Genomic DNA, 22,014 nt, shown 5'->3' with positions numbered 1-22,014 from the left:
GATTTCAAATTTTAAACTATTTCAACCCGCTTGTACTGATACCTTCAACAATATACTTTTGAAAAGCGAAAAACACTGCTAATACTGGGATTAAGCTGACAATGGACATCGCGAACATGGCACCCCAGTTGGAAACCGTATCACTATCCAAGAACATCTTCAGACCCATGGAAACCGGATACAAGCTTGGACGGTTTAAGTAAAGCACCGGACCGAGCAAGTCCTCCCAACGCCAGTAGAATGAGAAGATTGCTGCTGTAGCGAGTGCAGGCACGACCAGCGGTAAAATAATTCTGAAAAACAAGCGGAATTTACCGCATCCATCGATCGTTGCTGCTTCGTCCAACTCAGTCGGAATCGTTCTAATAAACTGAACGAGCAAGAAGATGAAAAACGGAATACCGAAATATTGTGGAATAACAATAGGTTTAATGGAATTAAGCCAGTGCATCTTTGCGAACAAAATATATTGAGGAACAAGTACAACATCATGTGGAAGCATAAGTGTTACCATCATTATTCCGAACCAAAATGTTTTACCCTTAAAATTAAGTCTCGCAAAACCAAATGCAATGAATGCAGATGATAATACGGCTCCGATCGTTGCAATAATAACGATCTCAAGTGAGTTCATTATGAAATTACCGAAGGATTGACCGGCGATGCCGACCCATCCGATCTTATAGTTTTCCCATACCCAAGGTTGAGGGATTAAGGAATCTGCAGTAGCAAAAATGAGATTACTTTGTTTAAAGGAACTCATTAGCAGCCAAAGCACGGGATAAATCATGCCTAGCGCGAGTAGTGATACAAGGATATGGTAAATCGGCCACTTCAGCTTTTTCATTACCATGATTAATGGCCACCTTTCGACTCGTAATGTACCCATTTCTTAGATGTTGCGAACAAAATCCCCGTTAAAATGGCGATGATTATGAGCATGATCCAAGCCATTGCAGACGCATAGCCCATATCGAAGTAAACGAAAGCTTGGCGGAATAAATAAAGCGAATAAAGAAGTGTTCCATCGAGCGGTCCGCCCTCACCCTTGGAGATAATGTAAGCCGGAACGAAAGTCATAAAGGCACCGATTGTTTGCATAATGGTGTTAAACAATATAATCGGGCTTAACATCGGCAATGTAATTTTAAAGAAACGAACGACTGGTCCTGCACCATCCACATTTGATGCTTCATATAGTTCTGGGGGTATATTTTTCAATCCGGCTAAGAAAATGAGCATCGAAGAACCAAACTGCCAAACTGATAATGTAATAAGCATCCAAAGCGCAGCAACAGGTTCAGCAAACCATTTCACGCTATCTAAACCGAGTGCATTCAGAAAAATGTTTATAACTCCTTGGTCTCCATACAGGTTGCGCCACATAATAGATACCGCGACACTTCCTCCGATAATCGAAGGTAGATAATAAACAGTCCGATATAACCCGATTGCTTTCGAAGCTGTATTTAAGATCATTGCGATAAAAAGAGCAAACGCTAATCGAAGCGGTACACCGATGAAAACGTACAGAAACGTTACTTTAAGGGAAGCCCAAAACTTAGAATCGTCAGTAAACATCGATGAGTAGTTTTCTAATCCAATAAACGATGGTGTAGATAATAAATCATAATCTGTTACCGAAAAATATAAGGATGCTATCGCAGGAACTAAGGTGAATAATAAAAACCCGATAACAAATGGTCCAATAAAGGTGTAACCGATCAAGTTGTTTTTGAGTGATTGCGATTTCATCTTATCCAACTCCTATACGAAGTCTTATTTATCTAGAATGGAAGAGCGATGACTAATCCGAAGACCAGTCATCGCATCTACGTAAACAATTTTACTTGTTTTTCTTAAGGATGGATGTTGCTTCGTCTCTGAATTTCTTAGCTGCATCTTCTGGCTTAATTTTGTTATAGTTCATTTGCTCTGCAAGGCTAGTCAATGACTTAAACACTTCAGCAGAACCGATTGGATCAGCTGGGTCCATTGGGGAACTGTTATTTTCAGCCCATGCAACATAGTCATATACTTGAATTTGTGCTTCAGTAGAAACTTCTTTAAGTGCTTCTTTAACCTTAGATGAAACTGGAACTCCGCGATCACCCAAAATCAATTTGTTGGCTTCGATATCGTTTACGAAGAAGCTGATAAATTTAGCTGCCTCTTCTTTCACTTTGGAATGCTCAGAAACGGAGAAGAACATACTTGGTTTCAAGAACAAGCCTTTTGTCATTTCTGGACCAACCATTGGTGCAATGGCTAGTGGACGGTTAGCTACTTGTTGCAAACCAACATATTGGTTGGACCATTGCCATACGCCAATACCTTGATTCAATACGAGGTGGCTGTCTTCAGCACCTTTAATTTGTGCTAGAACGTCAGGTGATGGTACTGCGCCGTCAATTACTAGTTTAGAAAGCATTCCGAAGAAATCAGTGAATAGTTTATCATCTTCATAGCCAAGGCCTGTGCCTTCAGCATTGAACAATGTTTTGCCAAAAGTACGCAGGTAGTAACCGAAGAATACTTCTGGACGCATACCATTATCGATGAATAATCCTGCTTCTTTTGCTTTAGCTGCCATTCCTACATAATCATCCCAAGTCCAATTTTCAGGAATGGAGTCGATTCCAGCTTTTTTAAGAAGTGCTGGGTCGTAGTTAAGACCTAGTGCATTTACGCCAAGGTTAAAGCCGTAAAGACCGTCTCCCAATTTACCTCCGTCAATCGCATTTTGAGAAATGTCAGATACATCAATTTGATTATTTAAGTATGGTGTCAAATCAGCTAGTTGTTTTCTACCAGCATATTGAGAGTAGTTTTGTGTATCGATTTGGATGATATCGGGAAGCTCGTTTGCAGCCGCTTGAGGTGCAAGTTTTTTCCAGTAATCATCGTAGTTTGCATACTCCATTTCGATTGTTACATGAGGATTTTTTGCTTTGTACATTTCGATAACTTTCATCGTGTAATCATGACGAGGTTGACCGCCCCACCATGCAATTCGAAGTGTTACATCTTTTGGTTTGTCTGTTGCCTCTGTACCGCTTGTTGGTGAGTTAGTTGCGTTAGTTGTCTTATTCCCGTTGTTTGAGTTGCCGCTTCCGCAAGCGCTTACGAGAACGAGTGCAAAAGCCATAAGCAGTAAAAGCATTTTCTTTGGTGCTTTCATCTTTGTTACGCCCCTTCCAAACTCTTTAATGTTGTTTACAATTTTTATTATAATTCGAATGTTGAAATGTCGGAATTAAAAAAACCGCTTTCTTTGTTAAAAAAACAGAGGTCGCCATTATGGCGACCTCCTGTATTCAGAGGGGGTGAATCCCGTGAATTTTTTGAATACTTGGCTAAAATACTGGGGATTATCACCAAAACCTAGCCTCTCGGCAAGTTCGAACACCTTTACGTCACCCATTTTCTCAATTTCCTCCATCGCCTTCTCCATACGGAGCCTTACGACAAAGTTCGAGAACTTCTCACTGGTTTCCTTCTTAAAGAGCTTGCCCAAGTAGTCAGCATTCATATAAAGAATTTCACTCGCTACCCAGTTCAGCGATAAGTCTGGATTTGAAATGTGTTCCTCAATGATCCCAATCATTTTATGAATAATAGCGGAATGCTTTTTCGTTTGTGTTAAGAAGTTATTCATACAAATCTGCTGGGCATTTTCAACAATAAATTGTTCAATCGTACGAAGGGTGAAAAACTGATCAAAGCTCGCTATTTTCTTCAAATACTCATTAATTTCTTCCGGTAATCCTTGTCTAACAATCGATACATAAAGCGGTATGACATAAGACTTTGATAAATGCGTTTCCATTCGGCTATCAGCCAACATTGCGAAATAGGACTGTAGCTCCCCCTGTACAAACTCCCAATCTCCTGATTTCACACCCATGCAAAGCGGCTCTTCATCATAAATAAAAGGTTTGATCATGCCGTTATCGCCATGTTCAATATCTTTTTTCGTTATAATACTGCCCTCACCTAAATAAAACTGATAGTTCAAGCACTCCAATGTTTCATGATACATTTTCCGAGCGTTAATGATTTGACTTGCATCACTAACAGCTATTGTTACGTCGAGCTTGTAATAAGCCGTGAACGTTTGCTTTATTTCTTTCAATTGTGAGAATAATGTCTCGGGTTCTTCTGTTTCTTTGATAAGCAGCAAAACATGCTTTCCGATCGTTGTGCTAAGCAGCGTTATCGATTTGCCAAGCACATCCTCCGCTATATTTTTAATTGCAAACATATGTTCAAACTCGACTTTACCCTCCAGTTGGAACAACAGCAGTCTGACGTCTTCATTTTCAATAGTAATATGGAACAATCTTCCGTAATCATCCCAATCACGCTGCCCATATGTCTTATTCGTTACTAGCTCCTTCAGAAATTGCTCTTTGGCATGCGGCATCACCTTAAGCAATTCTTTTTGCATATTATTCATAAAGGTTTCTTGCGTTTGCTGCTTCTCAATCTCCTCGATTACATCCTTCATGGCATCAATAATCGAATTTTCATTGCAAGGCTTAAGCAAATAATGCTTCACCCCAAATTGCATCGCCGTACGTGCGAAATCAAATTCACCAAAACCTGATAGAAGAATAAAGGCAATATGCGGATATTTCTCATAGACCTTCTCTACGAGCTGTAAACCATTCATTCCAGGCATTTTTATATCGGATATAACAATATCAGGAATATGAGTATCGATTAGCTCCATCGCTTCCAGACCATGTCTTGCTGTACCAATCAACTCGGTGTTATACGCATTCCAGTTTACCGTTTGAGATATTCCCTCAACAATGATTCGTTCATCATCAACTAACAGTACCTTATACATGTGTATCCCTCATTTCATATGGAAGCATTAGCGTAACCTTGGTTCCTCTGTTCAGCTCACTTTCAACCATCAAGCCGTAAGCTTCTCCGTAGAGGAGCTTTATGCGATCCTCGATATTTTTCAAACCAAGGCCTGAGCCCTTCGTTTTCACTTCGCCTCTCATTAACTTCTCAACCCATTGCTGCTCCATGCCAGGTCCGTTGTCCTCGACGGAAACGAACAGTAATTCATCTTTGGTGTATGCACGAATTTTGATAGTACAGGTATCTATCATTTGCTCAAGACCATAATTGATGGCATTCTCTACTAGCGGCTGAAGTGAAAGCTTTGGCAGACTGCAATGAAGCAGTCTATCCGGAATATCGAGATGAAAATCAAGCCTCTCCTCAAATCGAAAGCGCTGTATCGTCACATAATGGCTAATGATATCTAACTCTTTGCTCAGCGGAATAAGCGGCTCTTTCAAATTAATTGATGTTCTGAGCAGAGAGCCTAAAGCTTCTACCATTTGTGAAATATGCGTTTGATTGCTCATTTTAGCGGACCAATTAATAGATTCCAATGTATTATACAAAAAATGCGGATTAATCTGTGCTTGCAGCGCTTTAAACTCGGTGTCACGTATCGTAAGCTGCTTCACGTAATTTTCATGGATAAGCTCATTGATTCGCTCAACCATTATCCGGAAATTACGATGCATTTGACCTGCTTCATCCATGGCCAGCGCTCGCTCATTAGGCTCTTCGGTATATTCAAAATTTCCGAGCTGCACACGTTTCATTTTGGAATTAAGTCTTTCGATTGGCTCCGTTATACTCTTCGCAAAGGAAACGGCAATAAATAGGATAATAATGAACAACGATATAAATATGATGAAAATCGTCTTTTTTACTTTTACAATCCGTTCAAATATGTCATCAAAAGGGATGAGCGTATAATACGTCCACTCCATTTTCGAGGATTCGATATAGGTGACGAAATATTGCTTACCTTCCCAACTAATGATTTTATAGCCTTTATCTCCATTCAACTTCGTAAGCAAATCAATTGGAAATTCGGATGCTTCAGGGTAAATAGATTGATTGTTTTGCATAATAATTAGTTTGGCATCGTTGCTATTCATTCCTTTGGCGAAATCACTGAACAGCTTCTTCATATCAATACGGATGGCTAATGTTCCAATATAATCTAAATCCAGCTGATCAAATGATCGAACCTCGCGTGCAGCAATTAATGAATGATCAACCGTGTCGGGTGCAATCCACGTATTACCACCTTTATTGACTCCAGTCAAAATCTTATATTCATTTAATCGGCCTTGACTGACCGTGATTGAATTCGCGCCTACCGCGTACTCGTTGTCGAATACATCATAAAGCTGTGAGGACAATACATATTTGTCGAGCGCTCCGATGTTAACCATTCTCTCTAGAACAGTTAATTGAACGACATAGTTATCATAATCAGACAACCCGCTCTTAATGGATCTTAAATAATGTTGAATAGTGGAGTCTGTGGCAATCATGAATGATAGTTTTTCCATCTTCTTGAGCTCATTCTCAATGCTAAGAGATGACAAGCTGAGTGCTTTGGAGGATTGTTCGTAAATTTCTCGATCATAGAAATCAAAAATGTATTGCTGAACGATAATGCCAATCGAGCCTACGACAAGCATAATGACAGAAATGAGCACAAACATCTTATGCTTGATTCGCAAATTCATATAAAGCGCTTTCATAGCAGACATTGGAACAAGCCTCCCCACTTAGAAAAGAGAGCCCTTCCTATTTAGAAGGGCAACTCGCATTATTTTTTCTGCAAATAGAGCGTGATTTCTTCACGATTGTGGAATAGCTGCTTTGCTTTTTGAAGTACAAATTCGGTTGATAATCGAGAAATGACATCTCTGATTGTTTGAAGCGGTTTTCGATGCATGAGCTTGACCGTAATAATCGCAGTTGCACCTTGTTTCAGTGCTGGTTCAAGATCAAGTACAAGCTTGCACATCAGCATGGGACTCCAGCTCATATCACAAACTAATAAGTCAAATGAATCGGGAGTAAACTTAACTTCTGATGCATTACGTTTTAAATAGGTTAATGTCGGATAAGCCATTAATGAAGGATGAAGCTCCGCCGGATCAACCGCAGTTACATGTAACCCTCGTTCCAATAGTAGAGATGTCCAGCCGCCGGGTGCTGCGCCGACATCTAGTGCATTTCTATATTGCGCATATTGAAGTCCAAATTGACGCTCCGCTTCAAGCAGCTTAAATTTTGCACGGGAGACTTGTCCTTCCTCACGCTGAAAACGTACGGCTCCGCCCGGCCAATCAGACAACATCTCTGAAGGTGTGCCAAAACCAACATACAAAGCATCGACAGCTGCATATATCGCTAAAATGATATCCGGCTGTTGTACAACCGGCTCAGCGCCTACCTCTTCCAACACAGCATCCAAAACGGCTTTCGTATCAGAAGCAGAATATACAAAATTTGATTTTGACGTTCTTCTAATATGAACAGCAGTACGTTTATCCTTAAATGTCAGTACGGCATGACGAACCATATCCGACAATTGCTCCAAGTCATTTGCATTGCCTGAAATTTCTAAGGTTCGATCAACAGGCTGTATATGCCGTAAAAAAATCGGCTCTTGTCCATGAATAGCCTGCAGTGTCTCTTCCCGTCCCTGCGGACTATTCATTAGAAATACTTCCCCTGCCGCAAGCTGTGTGAAAGCCAAACCATCTATAAGACGTCGAAGCTCTTCCATAGCATATGGCGCATAACTTTGATTAGCTGTTCCGATCCATTGAGTCACTGTTATGCTCCTTTTACATTTTAATTTAATTTGAGGGGGATTCCCCTCGGACCCCTTTTTATAGGGGGAATTTAACCCGAAACCCCTAAGGGGTTTATAACCAAACCTTTAAAGGCTTTATACAAAACCTTTTAAGGCTTAATAACCAAACCTTTAAAGGCTTAATAACCAAACCTTTAAAGGCTTTTCGAACCCACCCAAACCCTCCCTTCCAAGGGAGGGCTCCAAGGGTTGCACCCTTTGGAAACCCGCAAAAGTGCAATGTGAGAGCTAATGCGACGAGTTTGAGGTATTTTGGTGATGGGCTCGCTTTCGTCCCTGGGGGACACGCTTAACTTGGGTGCACTTTTGTTACTAAGTGAACATACACCTTAACCTGCATGACGTTGGATTGATCGAGACGCATTTGAGTTACTTTTGTGCTTATGCTCGCTTTCGTCCCTTGGGACACGCTTAACTTGGGTGCACTTTTGTTACTAAGTGAACATGCCCATTAAACCAGCATAATGTTCGAGTTTGTGTGTAGCATTTGAGTTTCTTTTTGTGCTTATGCTCTCTTTCGTCCCTTGGGATACGCTTAACTTAGGAGCTCACTTGGTTACTAAGTGAACATACACCTTAAACCTGCATAACGTTGGATTGAGCGAGAAGCATTTGAGTAACTTTTGTGCTTATGCTCCTTTCGTCCCTCGGGACACACTTAACTTAGGAGCTCACTTAGTTACTAAGTGAACATACACCAAAACCTGCATGACGTTGGATTGATCGAGAAGCATTTGAGTTACTTTTGTGCTTATGCTCGCTTTCGTCCCTTGGGACACGCTTAACTTGAGTGCATTTTTGTTACTAAGTGAACATGCCCATTAAACCAGCATAACGTTCGAGTTTGTGTGTAGCATTTGAGTTACTTTTGTGCTTATGCTCGCTTTCGTCCCTGGGGACACGCTTTACTTGGGATCGGGTGATTTGTTAATAATCATTTATATTTTAGCTTCACTAAATGAAATTAAAATAATCTATGCATGCATTATAACTGAATTAGTATCATTTAGTGAAACTAAACCTTGCAAAAATAAAAAATGCTTCGAAAATTCTTCATTTAGTTATCATTTGTGAAACTAAATAAACGATTTCGAAACAAAAATTTCTATTAGTTTTACAAAATGAAACTAATAAGACCTAGCCCCCGTTCGGAGAGAAAGGCAACTAGCAAACCATATGCACTTATGTACTTAATGTACTTAACAAACTCACTCTTTCCCCTCGACTGAAAGCGTGTCCCAAAGGGACGAAAGCGCTCCTTATGTCCGATAAGCTATCGAACGCCTGTCCGACTCAAACGTTTTCCTTCCGCAGGTGTCCAGAGGGTGCAACCCTTGGAGCCCTCCCTTGGAAGGGAGGGTTTGGGTGGGTTCGATAAGCCCTTTAGGGTTTGGGTGCTAGTAAGTCCTTATTAGGGTCTGGATGTTAATAAGCCCTTTAGGGTTTGGGTATTAATAGACCTTTATGAGGTCCGGGTGTTATAAACCCCTAATAGGGTTTGGGTGTAAGCGCACTTTCAGGGCTTCGGGCCTCTACTCGAAGAATACACTTGACCAGCTACTTCTTTTAATACCGCGTCCGTCATCGGGCCATTGGACAACTTCATTGTGTCTGGGCCGTTCGTTGCTAACAGGTGGTACATTTGCATCCGTCCTGCTGCACTGGATGTGTGAAGGTAGACTCGCTTCGGGTAACGGCCGCTCTCTACAATATGGCGTACGACTTCATAGCCTGTAGGCTGATTCCAGCCCAAATCGTAGTCAAGCGAGAGGATATCAATCGATTCGAGATCAATCAGTTGCTTGCACTCCTCGGCATTGCTCGCTAATACAAAGCCTTTTGGGCAAGTTCGGTAATCATCTAAATAAACATGAATCATGATTGAATCCTCCGTCCATCCTTTAGATTCATTGATCCTTCTGACAGTCGGGACTAACGAATGCTTTACGACCGGATACATCTATTTTCTCGATCGTTCCTCCGCAGCGTGCGTTGACTTCGCCTTCACGGTTATAAACTTGAAATTGATCGCTATAGCCGCCAGTCAAATGATCATCAGCTGCAAAAGGCTGCTCGCCCGCACCGCCGTGTGAAATCGCTTCCTTTAACACACTATGCATCGCTTCATAAAGCCGTTCCCAAGTTTCTTTCTCGAACACAGGAATTTTTGCGTCTGGGCGCAAGCCAGCTGCATAGCATATCTCATCAGAATAGACTGTTCCGATTCCCATGATCACATTTTGATCCATTAAAGCAGTTTTGATAGAACCGCGTTTTTTCGCAAAACGTTCCACGAAACGCTCAAGTGTCAATCTCTTCTCGAGGGGATCTGGTCCTAGTTTTTTCAACTGCTCCTCGACTTCCTTCACTGTAAGAAGCTGCATTTCATCAGTACGAAGTCCGACAAAATACAAGATTTGCTCTCCGAAATGGATTTTCACACTTGCTGTGCGATCTGGTTGATCCTCAATTGTTCCTTTGTATAAATGTGCGCCCTGTCCGACGAGCAGCAGGATCCGCTTTCCGTTGTCCAAATGAAAAATCAAATGCTTGCCTCTGCGTTCAATAAACCAAATCACTTTGCCAACTACATCCCGAATCAATTGTTCTTCGCTTGCTTGAAAAACTTTTTGATTGGTTACCTCGATACCGGTAATTTGGGCTCCTGCGAATTTTTCAGCGAGCAAAGACCGGTATACGTATAACTCAGGCAATTCCTGCATGAAAGCTCTCTTCCTTCCTCTGGCTCTCGTTACGTTTCTTTATAATCCTTTATGGTCGGAAATATACGAACGAAGCTCCTCTAGATGATTGCAAACAACATCCGGCTTACAGCCGGCTTTTTCCATATAATAATCCATATTCTCCTCATTGGTGAGCCCCGTCAGTACGAGAATCGTACCGCAGCCAGCGTTATGGCCAAAAGCAATATCCGTAGCCATGTTATCGCCAATTACCCATGTTTCAGCAGCGCTCAATCCTATTTTTTCTAATGAATACTTCATTAAAATGGATGAAGGCTTGCCAATTACAATAGGCTCCTTGCCCCCTGCTGCAGTCAGCATGGCACCAATGGAGCCTGCTCCTGGAATCAAACCATCAGTAGATGGCAGAAGCAAATCTGGATTAGTTAAAATAAATGTTGCTCCTCCATGAATATAACGGACAGCCTTCGTTAATGTTTCATAATTTAGGGAGCGGTCAATGCCTTGTAATACAAAATCCGGCTGTTCCTCTGTCAGAAGCAAGCCTGCTTCCTGGACAGCATGCCTAAGCCCCGCTTCACCAATAACAAATACAGATGCTCCTGGCCTTAAGCTAGCGATATAACCAGCGGAGGCTTGCGCGGATGTACAAACATCCTCTGGAATAGCTGGGATGCCCATATTCATTAATCGATCTGCTACATCCTTTGGCGTTGCAGATGAGTTGTTCGTCACAAAACGATACGGGAGCTTCGTTTCTGCTAAATAAGCAATGAGCGTATCAGCACCGTCGATCCGGTGCGTACCATGATATAAGGTTCCATCGAGATCAATGAGTAAACCGCGCATTTCAGGCAGTTTCTCTGTCATAGCATCGCACCTCCAAAGCGTAAACAGCAGTTTCCGTCTTAAAGGCGGGCAGCTTACGTTTCTGTTCTATTATGAATTAAGACATTTATTGTATTTTCTTATCAGACTTACGCTGTAATCTCGTAATTCGATTTCGCAGCGCTTCAAGCTCCGCGCGCTTCTTGCTGTCTCGACGCTGCAGCATCGCATGGTTCAACGCATGCTCTAACGCAGAGTTCGCATGACCCAAAGCAGACTCATAGTCTTTAAGCTTATGCTCATAATACATCGCAAGCTCTATGCTTGCTTCATGTGCGGCAGCTCCAAAATTAGAAGATGATAGAATAATTGCCTTCTGCCACAATACCACAGCACGCTTCCAATTTCCAGCCTTCTTGTCTCGCGCCGCAAGCATAACAAGCGAAGATGGTTTTGCCTCCGATGTGTTCAGCGCCAGCTCGAATAAAAGCTCGGATAACTCACTGTTTCCCATACGTTCAAGCCATAGTCCAGTACGCACCATTTCTTCCGGCTCATCCGGCAGTGGAATGTAATCACGTATGTTCCCATTTAGTAAATGACCAAACCGAATGGATAAGCAAGCAAGCGACAGCATATCCGTCTCATTATGCTGAAATACACCTTCAAGCGGAGCTGGATCACCATTCGCCAAATATTGAAAATAGAGCTGTGGAGCTAATGATCCTGGAACATCCTCATGTCGTTGGATACCAAGCCTCTCCTCTTCAACATGGCTAAGCTTGCATGAGACCAATGTGTTTTTCCATATTGATCGGGAAGGGTGTAGAAAATCGAGGTGCTTCGGCTCCCAAATTTCACGTCCAAACCCATTCATAATGAATCGACTCTTTACGAGAGGCCAATCGAAAGTCTTTCCATTGTAAGTGGCAAGATAAGTAAAATGCTGAAGCTTTTCAGATAAATAGGTCAGCATTGCCCTCTCTTCGGCAGGATGCCTAATCAAGGTTTGCTCGATTACAAATTGTTGATTTGACATATAGCCTATGCCGACCATGAACGGAATGTTCCCTGCTCCTACACCTAAACCTGTTGTTTCCAAATCCAAAAAGAGTACCTCTTCCGCTGCAGAAGTCTGATCAGGGTGAAACGAAGTTAAGCCTGGTGCTGCAGGATAAAGCTCTTCAAGCGAATGGTGTCCATGTTGGAAGTTGCTTGGATAAATGATTTTACGAAGTAAAAAGCTTCCAATCTCGTTCGTATGAAGCTTAACGCCAAATGTATCCCAGACAGGTGACAACTCTTCCTTATCTTCTAGATCATCACTTGCATTATTGGAATCTTTCTCGTCCGTTTCAACTGTTAGTACTTCTTCAATATCGCTTGCGGGATTTATAGGAAGCACCGTCTGATCCTTTTCATTGCTTATCCCACGCAAACGATTCATTCGATCTCGTAATCCGCTCATCCTATACTCCTTCCCCTGCTTTCAGAAGCACAAGAGCTTGTCCCTTGCCGCCGTGTATCATAAATCCTCCAATAACTGAACGCTTTTTTGCTTCGCATTGATTCCTTCAATTTCCGTACCTATACAGGAAGGACAACCATCTTCACATGGGCACTTTCGTATGAGGTTTTTGGCTGCAGCTATGACTTCATCAAACCTTTTGAAAACATCTTCAGCTAATCCAATCCCGCCGGGATAATGATCATACATAAAAATAGTCGGCAATTGCGTATGAGCTGCTCTAATTTGAGATACGACATGAATATCATTTCTATCACACATCACATGAATAGGGACGATATGTCTCAGTACATTAGCAATGCCTAATAACAATTGTTCTAACGTCTTTGTCTCTATGTCTGAATGAACATCCCTCAACTCAATCCAAGTTGCACTCGTGTGCAGTTCTTCTTCGGGCAAAAAGATCTGACCATAGCCTACATTTTCAAATGTAGTAAGCTTTATTTTCTTAAAAATCGTAGGCAGCATATTTACGGCAACGTCACCGAAATTTACAGCTGTTGTTCTTCTGTTAATTGTCTTGTCTATTACCATGACCTTAAGTTGAACGGCAAGGTTAGCGTCAGTATAATATTCTACATCCACTTGTCTAACATAAGCTTTCTTATGTTCCCAATCTAGTTTTTCGACTTGAAATTGTACCCCTTCATGCAAATATATCGCTTCATCATGCAGGAGAGTCATAGCACTGAACCGATCCATCTCACCTATAATCCTAACGTTTGCAACATCTGATTGGTCAACAATTACAACGTTTTCTTGTGAAGCCGAACGAAGGCTTATATTGCTAGCCGGAAATGATTGATGTGCCCAATAGAACGTATTCTCATGTTGATGCAAAACTTTTTCTTCCACTAAGTATTCCATTATATCCATGACATCCAGCGGACCAAATTCCTCACCCCTTTGAAAAGGAATTTCATAAGCTGCACATCTTAGATGATCGACTAGTATTAACAGGTTTTCTGGATTAATACGGGCGGATTCGGGTGAACGATCGAAAAAGTACTCTGGATTTTGAACGATATATTGGTCAATTGGTGTTGAACTGGCAACCATTAGCACAAGCGCCTCGCCATGACGTCTTCCAGCACGACCGGCTTGCTGCCATGTACTTGCAACACTGCCGGGATACCCTGTCATCACACAGACTTGTAATTGTCCAATGTCTACACCTAGCTCTAGAGCATTTGTGCTGACTACACCCATGATCTCGCCATCTCGAAGCCCCTTCTCGATTTCTCTGCGTTGTTTTGGAAGATAGCCTCCACGATAGCCTCTTATGGAATTCGACCCAATTTCTTTCTTCACGAGACCCTGCAGATGGCTCAATATGATCTCCACTCTAACCCGGCTTCGAGCAAATACAATGGTTTGAATTTTGTTTTTCAAAAACTCCATCGCTAAGTTATTTACTTCGACAGTTGCGCTTTTCCGAATATTTAGCGGTTTATTTACAATAGGAGGGTTGTAAAATACAAAATGCTTTCTTCCTCGCGGCGCCCCATTATCGTTAATTAATCGCATAGGATTGCCTGTTAGCTGCTCTGCCAATTCTTTCGGGTTCGCAATAGTAGCAGAAGTGCAAATAAATATCGGATTGCTGCCATAAAATTTACATATCCTCTTCAACCGCCTGATCACATTTGCTACATGACTGCCAAAAACACCCCGATAGGTATGTAATTCATCGATTACAATATATTTGAGATTACCAAAAAGGCTAACCCACTTTGTATGATGCGGAAGTATGGCGGAATGAAGCATATCTGGATTCGTGATGACGATATGTCCTGCTTTCTGAACAACTTGTCTAATCGCAGGGGCTGTATCCCCGTCATAGGTAAAACTTTTAATATCAATTCCCATTTCATTAATAATTTCGTTCAGTTCACTTTTTTGGTCTTGAGCCAAAGCCTTTGTAGGAAAGAGATAAAGAGCGCGGCAAGAATCATCTGCAGCTATCGCTTGTAAGACGGGCAAATTGTAGCATAGCGTTTTTCCAGAAGCTGTTGGGGTTACGGCTACTATGTTCTCACCTTTTTGCAACGTTTCATAAGCTGAATATTGGTGTGTATATAACTCAGTTATTCCTCTTTTATTTAAAGCCGATGTGATTCTAGAATCTACACTATCAGGGATCGGCTTCGTTTTGGCATCTTGCGGTTCGATTTCATGCCAATTGATTATATTTTCATTGACTCTTAATTGGTCTATTAATTCGGAAAGTGATTTCTTTTTAAACATAACCTTTCACCTCTCTGTAGGCTATATTTTAGCGAATATTTGTTCGCTTTACTAGTCTTTCCTTCTGGTCTTATTTTACATAAATAAAACGTCATTTCATAGCAGGATCATCGTTTGATATGAGTTGTGTTCTATGCAGCATTTTCTCCCTTTGACAGCATGATGGGTATGCGTTAAAGTGAATTGGATGATTTCCTTTCAGCAAGTCAAATCCGAAGGGTATGGAGCGGAATGAAACGAAGTATTTTATCCTGGCTCATCATCGTTGGCTCTATCACAGCAAGCATAGTCGTCTATCCTGATATGCCTGAAATGATGCCGATTCACTGGGATATTAACCATGAGGCTAATGATCAAGCGAGCAAAGCATTCGCCTTATTCCTTCTCCCAGGTATAATGACGCTCTTAACGATGATTCTTCCTCGAAAACAAAACTATCAAAATTTCAAATCAAGCATTCTAATCGTTCAAAATGTACTCATGCTCGGCCTGCTCGTTCTGCACGGTGTCATTATCGCCTCTGGCTATGGATTAGACGTTGATATGTCAAAAATTGTCCTCCCCATGGTTGGGATCCTTTTTATAACAATTGCTAATTATATGTCACGTATTCCACCTAACAGTGATATCGGAATTAAGACCGTGCACACACTAGCAAATGAATCCGTATGGATTAAGACGCATAGAGCTGCAGCAAGAATAGCTGGCATATGCGGTCTCTTGATGATTGGTACCGCATTTATACCATCTCCTTTTCAAATGATTCTATTTCTTACCATCGTTGTCGTACCTGTTCTCAGCTCTGTATATCTCTCTTACTACTTCTCAAAGCAAGAGAATTAAAACGAACAAAAAAACGCGGGACAATGCTCCCGCGTTTTTTTGTCATGCTCTCTTTATCGGAATCATTAGCAAATCACGTGCAGCAGTAACGTTTTCAAAGTCCTGCTTTGCCTCTATCTCCAAATCACTCAAATCATCATTGCTGTACCGTCCGCTAAAATGCGTCATAACCAGCTGCTTCACTTTTGCTAACCGTGCCGTTTCGGCAGCTTCCGCTGTTGTGCTGTGCCCGAACTCATGTGCCTTCTCTTCCATTCCCTTGGCAAAGGTTGCCTCGTGTACAAGCAAATCAGCTCCTTCAGCAAGCTTTAATGCATTGCTGCAGGGCTTTGTATCTCCAAGCACGGTAATCACTCTTCCCTTTTGGACTGGATCGGTTACATCCTCCGTATGAATGACATTGCCGTCTGGCGCAGTAACGGGTTGTCCTTGCTTTAGCTTACCGTATAAGGGACCTTCTACAATACCTAGTTCCTTCAGCTTATGAACGAGCAGCTTGCCCGGTTGATCCAATTCTACGACACGATAACCGAAGCAGAGCACACGATGCTCCAGCTTGCCTACCTCTACCTTAAAACGAGGATCTTCATAAATAATCCCTTCGTCGCCAGTTACCTCATGAATGACTAGCTCATAATCAAGCTGCGTACCGCTTAAAGCAAATACCGTGTCAATATATTGCTTCAGACCAGGCGGACCAATAAGCTGAACCGGTGTTATACCGCCATCAAAGGAACGGCTGCTTAACAAACCAGGTAAACCGTAAATATGGTCACCATGCAAATGTGTAATAAAAACGGCTTCCAGCTTATTTAGCTTTAGCGGTGTATGCATAAGCTGATGCTGCGTTGCTTCACCAGCATCAAACAACCACCAGCCATTTCTCGGCTCCGGCAGTTGAAGCACAATACTTGTCACATTACGATGCTTGTTCGGTCTTCCCGCACCTGTTCCCAAAAACCATATTTTCATATTTCAGTCACCTCGCTCTCTTGCAGTTTGCCCGACGTTGACCAGAATGAAACGAAGAGCCCTCTCTAGCTCGGCAAACCGAAGGCTGGAGGGCTCATCTTCTTCGTACTTCCTTATAATGCTAAAGCTTTTCTACGTTAAAATATTGTGCTTCCGGATGAGCAAATACCATCGCAGAAACAGATGCTTCCGGCTCCATCATACAGCCTTCTGTCAATTCAACGCCGATATCTTGCGGACGCATGAGGTGGAATAACGGCTCTTGATCCTCTAGATTAGGGCATGCAGGGTATCCGAAGGATACTCGAATACCTTGGTAGCGCGCGCCATGACGCTGCTTCATTGTCATTTCTGCTGGATCCGGATAACCGCAAATATCCCTCATCATATGGTGGACACGTTCTGCCATTCCTTCAGCAACTTCAAGCGCAACAGATTGCAGCGCATGTGAGCGAAGATAATCACCATTATCCTTCCATTCATTAGCCAATTCACGTATGCCATGGCCTGCTGTTACAACAAGGAAACCTACATAATCCATTACACCGCTCTCGACCGACTTCAAGAAATCAGCTAAGCATAGATAAGGCTCAACCTGCTGACGCGGGAATGTGAATCGCTTGATTTCCTGTTTCGGATCAACAGGATTATAGATAATAACATCATTGCCTGAAGATTGAGCCGGGAAGAACCGGTACATTCCGTGTGCTTTAACAATGCCTTCGGTAGCGCCTTTGTGAAGGATCTCATCAACCGTTGCCTTAAGCTGAACAGCCTTCTCATTTCCTTCTTTTAGAAGCGAATCTACGTTGCCTTTCAATCCGAGATGATGACCAAGCAGCATCTGCATGTTCACATAAGGAATGATATGAGGAATAGGAACATCACGAAGCACATGACGATCCAAATCCGGCGGTGCAAACACTGGCGCATCAGGCGATATTTTGGAACGAACAGCACGGGTTAGTGTAGGTAAAGGTTTTTTCTCTTCTACATCCATCCCGCCCGATGCTTTGAAAGCAGCCATTTCGTCTTCCATTATTGTGCGCTGAGTAGGGTCCATAAGCTTGTTCGCGATATCAAGACCGTCCATAGCATCCTTCGCATACAGAACGAGTCCGTCATATTCAGGACCGATTCTTGTTTTCGTGAACTTACGTGTGAGCGCTGCTCCGCCTACTAGGATTGGTGCGTCAATTCCAGCTGTCCGTAAATCCTGCGCGGTAATAACCATCTGTTGCGCCGATTTAACGAGTAGACCTGACAATCCAATAGCATCAACCTTCTCATTACGGTAGGCCTCAATGAGCTTTTCAGGCGGTACTTTAATGCCTAAGTTAATTATTTTGTAACCGTTGTTTGATAAAATAATTTCAACTAGGTTTTTACCGATGTCATGCACATCGCCTTTTACAGTAGCTAAAATAATTTTACCTTTAACGGAGGATTCGTTCTTCTCCATAAACTGTTCCAAATAAGTAACAGATGCTTTCATAACCTCTGCACTTTGCAGAACCTCCGCAACGATAAGCTCATTACCGTTGAATAAACGGCCAACCTCTTCCATCCCGCGCATAAGCGGTCCGTTGATAACATCCATAGCCGAATATTTCTTAAGCGCCTCATCCAAATCTGGAATAAGCCCTTCCTTCGTGCCTTCAACCACATAGGAGCCAAGTCGTTCCTCAAGCGTTAGATTTGAAATCTTTTCTTTCTTCTCTACTTTCTTGTCGCGGAATGCAGCAACAAAAGCAGCAAGAGTCTCATCCGTTGTCGTATAAATAAGCGCTTCAGCCAGCTTACGCTCATGATCAGGAATTGAAGCATAACGCTCCAGCTTCTCTGTGTTCACAATCGCATAATCGAGACCAGCCTTCGTCGCATGATACAAATAGACGGAGTTCAACACTTCACGTCCTGCATCAGGCAAACCGAATGAGATGTTGCTGAGTCCAAGGATTGTTTTGGCAAGCGGGAATTTTTCTTTAATCATCCGAATACCCTCTAGTGTCTCCACTGCTGAGCCAATGTATTGCGGATCACCTGAACCAACTGGGAACATATTGGGATCAAAAATAATATCCTCAGGGTTCATCTTGTACTTCTCAGTAAGAAGCTTATAAGAACGCTCCGCCACTTCCATCTTCGCTTCACGCGTTACTGCTTGGCCGCGCTCATCGATCAGAATCATAACAACTGCAGCGCCGTAACGGTGTATAAGCGGCAATATTTGCTCAAACTTAGACTCGCCATCCTCCAAGTTAATGGAGTTAATAATCGCTTTACCTTGCGAGTATTTAAGGCCAAGCTCAATAATATGATCATATGTGGAATCCAGCATTAAAGGTGCTTTGATCTTCTTCACAACCTGCGGTAGGAACTGATGAACGGCATAAGCCTCATCAATATCCGTATCTTGAAGGTTGATATCGATGACATGAGCTCCGCCTTTAACCTGTGCTCTTGCGATTTCAGATGCTTCATCGAATTTTTCTTCTTTTAGAAGCCGTTTGAACTTACGTGAACCTGAAATATTCGTACGTTCACCGATCATAATGGGACGATTTTCCGGCTCAATAAACACTGTATCTATACCCGATACGGCATTGGGATGTTCACCCATCTTCGTACGCGGTGCATAAGTTGCCATTGTCTCCGCTAAAGCTCGTATATGGTCAGGAGTCGTTCCACAGCAGCCGCCAGCAATGTTCAGCCAGCCTTGCTCAGCGAATGCTGAAATTTTCTTCGCCAGCGATTCTGGGGATTCATGATAATGACCATTCTCATCCGGCAGTCCAGCATTCGGATAACAGCTTATTGCAGCATTAGCAATTTCACTCAGTGTCCGAAGGTGATCACGCATAAATTCAGGTCCCGTCGCACAGTTCAGACCGATAGAAATCGGCTTCAAATGCTCCAGAGAGATGTAGAAGGATTCGATCGTTTGACCAGCTAGCGTTGTGCCCATTGGCTCAATCGTGCCGGAAATCATTAATGGCAGTTCCTTGCCTAACTCGTCAAAAGCGTTGCGAATACCAATGCTTCCCGCTTTAACGTTGAGCGTGTCTTGGGATGTCTCGAGCAGCAAAGCATCTACACCTGCTTCAATAAGTGCAAGCGCTTGCTCATAGTAGCTCTCTACAAGCTCGTCGAAAGTGACGCCGCCGGTAACGGATAATGTTTTCGTAGTGGGTCCTAGTGCTCCAGCAACATAACGCGGTTTTTCTGGTGTGCTGTATTTCGCACAAGCGTTAATTGCTAGTTTGGCTGCAGCTAGGTTAAGCTCTCTCGCTTTTTCAGGAATATCATAATCGGCTAATACGACACTCGTTGCGCCAAACGTATTCGTTTCCAAAATGTCTGCGCCAGCTTCAAGGTATTGCTCATGAATCGATTGTATAACATCAGGACGAGTAAGAACGAGCATTTCATTACAGCCGTCCAGCTCTGGTCCTCCAAAATCATCTTCATTTAAGTTAGCTTGCTGAATCATCGTACCCATTGCACCGTCCAAAATGAGTATACGTTCCTTCAGCACTTGTTGTATGGTTGGTTTCGACAAGTTTCCTACACCCTTCCCCGAAAAATCATTAACATATAGTTTATCAGAATGCCTGATGTGTGAAAAGGGATATCCATCGACAATCCATTTTATTTGATTTATAATAATTATATCATTTAATTTCTATAGGAAAAGAGGGAATGTTCATGGCAGAGATAAGAATTCGCAATACAGAAGAACGAATTACAGGTGAAGAGAATGTCCGTGCATTTCTAGATAAGCAAGAAGTCCTTTATGAGCACTGGAATCCAAGCAAGCTATCCGAAGGTCTTCAACAAAAGTTTACCCTCACCGATGAAGAGAAACAAGAAATTCTAGCAACTTTTGACGAAGAAATTCAAGATCTTGCAGCACGTCGCGGCTATAAAACATGGGATATCATTGCATTGTCCGATGCTACGCCTAACCTAGATGAGCTTCTCAAAAAATTTGAGAACGTTCATACCCATACAGAAGATGAAGTACGCGCCATTACTGCAGGCCGCGGTATTTTCATCATCAAGGGAACGGATGATGTTGGTTATTTCGATGTTGAGCTTGAAGCTGGCGATGTTATTTCTGTTCCAGAATACAAGCCGCATTTCTTCACTCTAATGGACAATCGTGAAATCGTAGCTGTGCGTCTCTTCATTGAGACTGAAGGCTGGATTGCACATCCATTTGCAGATGAGAAGTTCGCTTCCAAACAGTCTTAATATCATTTTTAAAATAATGCAAGCCCCTCGTCTGGCAGCTTATGCTGCCTATGAGGGGCTTATTTATGTGCAAGGACGGCGTTATCCGTCTTTGCATCTGCATTTTTTTACGCTTCAAGCAGCTGTAACAGCTCTTCTAAATGTTTAATTTCATGGGTCGGAATAATCTCATCGTTACGGACGGCACCATGGCGGTTAATCCATACCGATGTCATTCCGATCGTATTCGCTCCAAGGATATCCGTCGTTAGCTTATCCCCTACCATGATCCCATGATCACATTCTACGCCAAGACGTTCAAGCGCGTGCTTGAATATGGAAGCAGCCGGTTTTCCTTCACCAAACTCACCAGAAATAATAATATGATCGAAATATGGCGTTAACTGAGGTACTCCTGCAAGCTTCTCTCTTTGCAAATCAGGTGATCCGTTTGTTAGAAGCAGCAATTTGTATTTGCCCTTTAGCGCATCTAGAACACGGAATGTTTCTTCGTAAACGATTGGACGAGCACGTCTCTCGGCAGGAAACTGTTCAGCAAGCTTCGCTCCCAGCTCCTCGTTGTCAATGCCAAGCGCTTTGAGTCCTTGTGTCCAAGCCGCTTTTCGATAGCCTGGCGCTAGTTTCTCCAGCTTGCGGAATTCCTCTTGCTCCCCTTCAAGGAAAGGAGCCCAGAGGCCTTCAAAAGGATTGATACCGATCATTTTTGTGAATGGAAATGTCTCATACGATTCATATAAAGCTCTCGCTTCACGGCGAACCGATTCCTCAAGCTCCAATGGATCAATGCCTGTTACGGCTGCTGCCGCTTGACAGGTTGCATCGAAAGCTTCCTTTACACTGCGGTCATCCCACAGTAATGTATCATCTAAATCAAATAATACCGCTTTTTTCACCATTGTCGTCGTAACTCTCCT

Annotated in this window: 16 protein-coding genes; 2 read left to right on the top strand and 14 right to left on the bottom strand. The window is 42.6% G+C overall.

Features of this window, described 5'->3' with window-relative positions:
* Positions 1-16 precede the first annotated feature (16 nt).
* The 11 genes from AC0YOD_RS10315 to AC0YOD_RS10265 form a co-directional block, all read right to left on the bottom strand.
* Positions 17-853 (bottom strand): carbohydrate ABC transporter permease, encoded by an 837-nt coding sequence (locus AC0YOD_RS10315; RefSeq protein WP_475799176.1) that lies wholly within the window; start codon positions 851-853, stop codon positions 17-19.
* A gap of 2 nt (positions 854-855) precedes the next feature.
* Positions 856-1,755, bottom strand: a complete 900-nt coding sequence (locus AC0YOD_RS10310) for a carbohydrate ABC transporter permease (protein ID WP_475799175.1) — start codon at positions 1,753-1,755, stop codon at positions 856-858.
* Positions 1,756-1,846: 91 nt separating this feature from the next.
* Positions 1,847-3,181, bottom strand: a complete 1,335-nt coding sequence (locus AC0YOD_RS10305) for an ABC transporter substrate-binding protein (RefSeq protein WP_475799174.1) — start codon at positions 3,179-3,181, stop codon at positions 1,847-1,849.
* 117 nt (positions 3,182-3,298) lie between these two features.
* Positions 3,299-4,855 carry a response regulator transcription factor gene (locus AC0YOD_RS10300; protein WP_475799173.1) on the bottom strand — a complete coding sequence of 519 codons (1,557 nt, stop codon included), beginning with the start codon at positions 4,853-4,855 and terminating at the stop codon, positions 3,299-3,301.
* On the bottom strand, positions 4,848-6,602 hold the full coding sequence (locus tag AC0YOD_RS10295) for a sensor histidine kinase (protein ID WP_475799172.1): 1,755 nt from the start codon (positions 6,600-6,602) through the stop codon (positions 4,848-4,850). Before AC0YOD_RS10295 ends, AC0YOD_RS10300 begins: the two co-directional genes overlap by 8 nt.
* 59 nt (positions 6,603-6,661) lie before the next feature.
* A complete protein-coding gene (locus tag AC0YOD_RS10290; RefSeq protein WP_475799171.1) occupies positions 6,662-7,678 on the bottom strand; it encodes a 23S rRNA (cytidine(2498)-2'-O)-methyltransferase RlmM in 1,017 nt (338 codons plus the stop codon).
* 1,558 nt (positions 7,679-9,236) lie between these two features.
* Entirely contained in the window at positions 9,237-9,599 is a 363-nt protein-coding gene (locus AC0YOD_RS10285; protein WP_475799170.1) for a cyclic-phosphate processing receiver domain-containing protein, read from the bottom strand.
* A 28-nt stretch (positions 9,600-9,627) separates the two neighbouring features.
* Positions 9,628-10,443, bottom strand: coding sequence for an Fpg/Nei family DNA glycosylase (locus AC0YOD_RS10280; RefSeq protein WP_475799169.1), 816 nt, complete (start codon positions 10,441-10,443; stop codon positions 9,628-9,630).
* Between the two features lie 39 nt (positions 10,444-10,482).
* Complete coding sequence (locus AC0YOD_RS10275) at positions 10,483-11,295, bottom strand: TIGR01457 family HAD-type hydrolase (RefSeq protein ID WP_475799168.1); 813 nt, start codon at positions 11,293-11,295, stop codon at positions 10,483-10,485.
* 85 nt (positions 11,296-11,380) lie between these two features.
* Entirely contained in the window at positions 11,381-12,721 is a 1,341-nt protein-coding gene (locus AC0YOD_RS10270; protein ID WP_475799167.1) for a ribonuclease H-like domain-containing protein, read from the bottom strand.
* 57 nt (positions 12,722-12,778) lie between these two features.
* Positions 12,779-15,028: a DEAD/DEAH box helicase gene (locus tag AC0YOD_RS10265; RefSeq protein ID WP_475799166.1), complete on the bottom strand. Its 2,250-nt coding sequence runs from the start codon at positions 15,026-15,028 to the stop codon at positions 12,779-12,781.
* A gap of 231 nt (positions 15,029-15,259) precedes the next feature.
* On the opposite strand from AC0YOD_RS10265, the gene AC0YOD_RS10260 reads away from it, so the two are divergent.
* A complete protein-coding gene (locus AC0YOD_RS10260) occupies positions 15,260-15,871 on the top strand; it encodes an SdpI family protein (protein WP_475799165.1) in 612 nt (203 codons plus the stop codon).
* Between the two features lie 42 nt (positions 15,872-15,913).
* Here AC0YOD_RS10260 and rnz read toward each other — a convergent pair whose 3' ends face one another.
* Both rnz and metH read right to left on the bottom strand, forming a co-directional pair.
* Positions 15,914-16,843, bottom strand: a complete 930-nt coding sequence (rnz, locus tag AC0YOD_RS10255; RefSeq protein ID WP_475799164.1) for a ribonuclease Z — start codon at positions 16,841-16,843, stop codon at positions 15,914-15,916.
* A gap of 121 nt (positions 16,844-16,964) precedes the next feature.
* Positions 16,965-20,345, bottom strand: coding sequence for a methionine synthase (metH, locus tag AC0YOD_RS10250; RefSeq protein WP_475799344.1), 3,381 nt, complete (start codon positions 20,343-20,345; stop codon positions 16,965-16,967).
* Positions 20,346-20,551: 206 nt separating this feature from the next.
* Here metH and AC0YOD_RS10245 point away from each other — a divergent pair, with 206 nt between their 5' ends.
* A complete protein-coding gene (locus AC0YOD_RS10245) occupies positions 20,552-21,100 on the top strand; it encodes a 1,2-dihydroxy-3-keto-5-methylthiopentene dioxygenase (protein WP_475799163.1) in 549 nt (182 codons plus the stop codon).
* Between the two features lie 107 nt (positions 21,101-21,207).
* On the opposite strand, the gene AC0YOD_RS10240 is transcribed toward AC0YOD_RS10245, so the two are convergent.
* Complete coding sequence (locus AC0YOD_RS10240) at positions 21,208-21,996, bottom strand: HAD family hydrolase (RefSeq protein WP_475799162.1); 789 nt, start codon at positions 21,994-21,996, stop codon at positions 21,208-21,210.
* Between the last annotated feature and the right edge of the window lie 18 nt (positions 21,997-22,014).

The organism is Paenibacillus sp. J31P13 (genome assembly GCF_056269295.1).
The sequence above is the reverse complement of the archived record's forward strand: the minus strand, read 5'-3'. Positions and strand labels throughout refer to the sequence as shown.